Here is a 3,344-nt window from a genome sequence, read left to right on the forward strand (position 1 = left end):
TCACCAGGGTCATCATGAAGTTCAGCGAAGATAGCGGCACTAGACACAGCCCGTCTGACAGCTTCCCCGCCACGCCCTCGACTATTCTGAGAGACGTCCTGTCTCTCACCTCTCTGTACAGCAACATCTTTGCCGTATTCAGAGAGGCGCAACACTCCCCGTCTGTGGCGATGTAGCCATTTGCAACAATCGCCCCGTGCCGCTCTATGTATCTACTTAGAGCGGTTAGAAAGGCCACCAACATGCCGCGGCGTAGCTCGTTTTCGAAAGTCGCCGCAAATGCAGTGGCCATGGCTTGGATATCGGCGTCTTTCGTGCGCTCAGAGATCTCATGTGCAATACTCTGGGCGGCGGCCACGGCTGTTCTAATCAATACTCTATTCGACAGCGTCGCCAAGTCTGGCATTAAGTCCTCTACCGGAGCTCCCCTGGCCAGCTTCTCCCTCACCGCGTCTACATCTCTTACCGCCTCGTCTGGGTTGGCCAGGACTACGTTTGGACAGTGCATGGCATTAATGTCATATGGCTATATAACTCTTGACGCCGCGGCGTCCTTAATGACGTATGTATACTCCCAGCTAGAAATATTTATAAGCCCGGCCGAATGGAGATGCTATGTCTACCGAATACAGAATAGGCTCGCTACCTGACGTCTACACGGGATCGCCACTAGTAGAGGAGACCGAGGAGGTGTACAAGCAGAAGTACGGCGCAGGCGTCTGCGAGTTCCTCCAGGCCGCCTACCCAGACGAGTTCAGGAAGATGTTCCCCGGCGGCATGGACGAGTGTGTGGCCACTTTAGGCACGGCAGCGGACAGATACTTCGACAAGTGGAAGATCATGTGGCCCAAGGGCGTCGTGGCTAGGGCCAGAAATCAAAAGATAGTTGAAACCACAAGATGAACATTAAGAACTGTAGCCGTACGTCTAGAGCCCTCCCCCAGAAATCAAAAGATAGTTGAAACTAGAATATAGTACATTGACCATCCCCTACTTAGAGCGGCCTTCAGAGTTAGCGCCATGTGTGACTCAATTATTACAGGTTGCGGAATTTCAGTCAGTATATCTATTGCCGCGACAATCCAGTCGTAGTGGAGCCCAGCCTCGAAGGCGTCTATAAGAATGACTGTATCGCTGTCCTTTACCATCCTGACAGCTGAGATGATTAACAGCGCACGCAACTCTCCAAAGCTCAACTCAGACGCCTCAAGCCATTTGTCACGGTATGCTTTGTTGTAGTAGATAGACCAGTCAAATCTGAAACGTCTGAGATCGTCAATGATACTCTCCACTAGCTCCGGATCCTTAAAGACAAACTTCTTCCTGCACGCATCTACTGAAACTGGTACGCCATAAGCTCTACATACATCTATATACACAGATTTTACACGCTCCCTTACCATTTTTATTATGGTAGATTTCCCATCTCCATTTGGCCCGAACAACACTATCTTTTTTCCTTCAATTACAACGTCTTTTAACCGCTTATAATCTTTTATTTGTATTTTCAATTTTTTGTTTTCATCTAGAATTACATTTTGTTCGGTGTTCATGAAGGAAAGACCGTATGGGTTTATAACAGTTATGTTCGTCAAATGTCGGTATTACCTTCGGCAGATGGCTGAGTTTTGCTGTTCACAAGACTTAAATACGAAGAGGTACTCACTGAACATGTCCGCAGAGTGGCGCGAAATATACATCATAAAGCTAAATTTGTTGCACCCAACAAGAAAGTCGGAGCTGTTCAAGGCTGTGAACAGCTACAACCCCGCGGTTTACCGCGCCGCGCACCGCTCGTTCTTCCACCACCCAATTCTCGGCTTCATTTCGTTCTCTCCGCCGTACGACGTCCTTCGCGATATGGCGAGGAAGCACATGGAGTGGCTTGCGGAGCTTTCTGAGAAATACCCAGAGCTCGCCCCAAAGCTCAAAGAGCCATTTTCCTATGTTTACAAGTTCCACGTGGACAGATCGGCGCTCTGCAGGATAGTTACAGAACTGCTGAACGCATATGATGATATGTATGCGAGGAATATAACAAGAAAGAGCGGATCAGGAAAGACCATGAGGAGCATAGCGAGAGAAAAAGCACAGCAGCTACTAGAGATGTACAAGCTCTGCGACTCCTCGACACCTGCCAGCTCTGTTTCATGAAGCTGGAAGACGTGCTCAGAGGCTTGAGAGAGCGTGGCTTGAGGCTGACCAGGCAACGGAGAGAGATTGTCAGAATCCTGTACGAAAGGCTCGCCAGAGGCGGGCACCCCACTCTTGATGAGATCTACAGAGAAGCGAAAGAGCGCATGCCAAGAATCAGTCTCGGCACGGTGTACAGCACGCTAAAGGTGCTAGAGAAGTTGGGATATATCGTCGCATTCCAGATCGGCGGAAAGACACACATCGACAGATCTGGCTTGCATGTAAACATCATATGCGAAGACAGTGGCGAGATTAGAGAAATCGCCGATCAAGAGCTAGTGAACGCCTTTACGAAAGAAGGCGCGAAGCCACTATCGATAGTGGTGAGAGCTAGGTGCCAATAAAAATAGAATAGAAAAACACCCTCGACAGGAAAAAGGAGAAAAGGAGAGGGATCAGACGCGGGTTCCAGCCCATCCCCCTCGCCCCCACCCGAGGGGGCTCACCGGGGTCCAGGCCCCAGCGGACACTACATCACGGGAGGAGAAAAAGAGGGGTTATTTGCAAACCGCTATGTAGTACGTATTGCCAACAACATATTAGCAAAATCCAAATCTTGCGAACTCGCAAAGCCTATCGATGATTTCAATTACTCTTATTGGCCGGGCGAATGGAGCGTCGCTAGTAACAGCCTTAAATCTTAGCTCGTTTTCGTCGTACGCGTCAAACGACAGAGTGCTATCGCCATTGTAGATGTTGATGATGTAGGTCACGGGTTTGTCGTACTCCATTTTCTTTTCTACGTCCATAACGAGATTTCCTCTCCGGCTGTAGAGCTTAAAGAAGCCACTATCGCGGTAGATAATCAGTCTCCACTTAGGCCTTTTTTCAAACAACATGGTATTGCGTTCGATCGCAACGCCGTGATTCCATGAATACGACAAGTTACTTGATGATTCGACGAAGCTTCTCAGTGTATTGTAGACATGCCTCAACACAGTTTTCCTTTCAATTTCTTTCACCGGTTTTAGTATCTCCAGCTGGAGGATTTCTTCCTGTGTTTCTTGGGTTGGGATTTGGGTTTGGGGTTCGGTACTCATGATTATGAGAACTTTCAATCTTTATAACAGTGATGTTCGCCAATTAGAGATATTACATACGATTAGAAGAGAAATCTGTAATGATAAAAAATGGCGTGAGAGAAGAGG

Annotated in this window: 6 protein-coding genes; 3 read left to right on the plus strand and 3 right to left on the minus strand. The window is 48.3% G+C overall.

What is annotated here, in order from left to right; all coding sequences use genetic code 11:
• Nucleotides 1-508: hypothetical protein (locus ACP5J3_RS12095; RefSeq protein WP_428495923.1), on the minus strand; the 508-nt coding region annotated here is incomplete at its 3' end.
• 107 nt (nt 509-615) lie between these two features.
• Between ACP5J3_RS12095 and ACP5J3_RS12100 the strand changes: the two genes are divergently transcribed.
• The gene (locus ACP5J3_RS12100; protein WP_428495924.1) at nt 616-903 is read left to right on the plus strand and encodes a hypothetical protein; all 288 of its coding nucleotides are present in this window, start codon (nt 616-618) and stop codon (nt 901-903) included.
• A gap of 44 nt (nt 904-947) precedes the next feature.
• On the opposite strand, the gene ACP5J3_RS12105 is transcribed toward ACP5J3_RS12100, so the two are convergent.
• Nucleotides 948-1,553 (minus strand): AAA family ATPase, encoded by a 606-nt coding sequence (locus ACP5J3_RS12105; RefSeq protein ID WP_428495925.1) that lies wholly within the window; start codon nt 1,551-1,553, stop codon nt 948-950.
• A 118-nt stretch (nt 1,554-1,671) separates the two neighbouring features.
• Here ACP5J3_RS12105 and ACP5J3_RS12110 point away from each other — a divergent pair, with 118 nt between their 5' ends.
• The gene (locus ACP5J3_RS12110; RefSeq protein ID WP_428495926.1) at nt 1,672-2,154 is read left to right on the plus strand and encodes a hypothetical protein; all 483 of its coding nucleotides are present in this window, start codon (nt 1,672-1,674) and stop codon (nt 2,152-2,154) included.
• Complete coding sequence (locus tag ACP5J3_RS12115; RefSeq protein WP_428495927.1) at nt 2,151-2,540, plus strand: Fur family transcriptional regulator; 390 nt, start codon at nt 2,151-2,153, stop codon at nt 2,538-2,540. The genes ACP5J3_RS12110 and ACP5J3_RS12115 overlap by 4 nt, the downstream gene beginning before the upstream one ends.
• Nucleotides 2,541-2,735: 195 nt before the next feature.
• Here ACP5J3_RS12115 and ACP5J3_RS12120 read toward each other — a convergent pair whose 3' ends face one another.
• Entirely contained in the window at nt 2,736-3,236 is a 501-nt protein-coding gene (locus ACP5J3_RS12120; protein WP_428495928.1) for a hypothetical protein, read from the minus strand.
• Nucleotides 3,237-3,344 lie beyond the last annotated feature (108 nt).

Source organism: Pyrobaculum sp. (assembly GCF_049971835.1).
GTDB lineage: Archaea > Thermoproteota > Thermoprotei > Thermoproteales > Thermoproteaceae > Pyrobaculum.

Excerpts from the sequence above, each read along its gene's own strand:
- ACP5J3_RS12100 (WP_428495924.1), top strand. The coding sequence starts at position 616 with ATGTCTACCGAATACAGAATAGGCTCGCTACCTGACGTCTACACGGGA.
- ACP5J3_RS12105 (WP_428495925.1), bottom strand. The coding sequence starts at position 1,553 with ATGAACACCGAACAAAATGTAATTCTAGATGAAAACAAAAAATTGAAA.
- ACP5J3_RS12110 (WP_428495926.1), top strand. The coding sequence starts at position 1,672 with ATGTCCGCAGAGTGGCGCGAAATATACATCATAAAGCTAAATTTGTTG.
- ACP5J3_RS12115 (WP_428495927.1), top strand. The coding sequence starts at position 2,151 with ATGAAGCTGGAAGACGTGCTCAGAGGCTTGAGAGAGCGTGGCTTGAGG.
- ACP5J3_RS12120 (WP_428495928.1), bottom strand. The coding sequence starts at position 3,236 with ATGAGTACCGAACCCCAAACCCAAATCCCAACCCAAGAAACACAGGAA.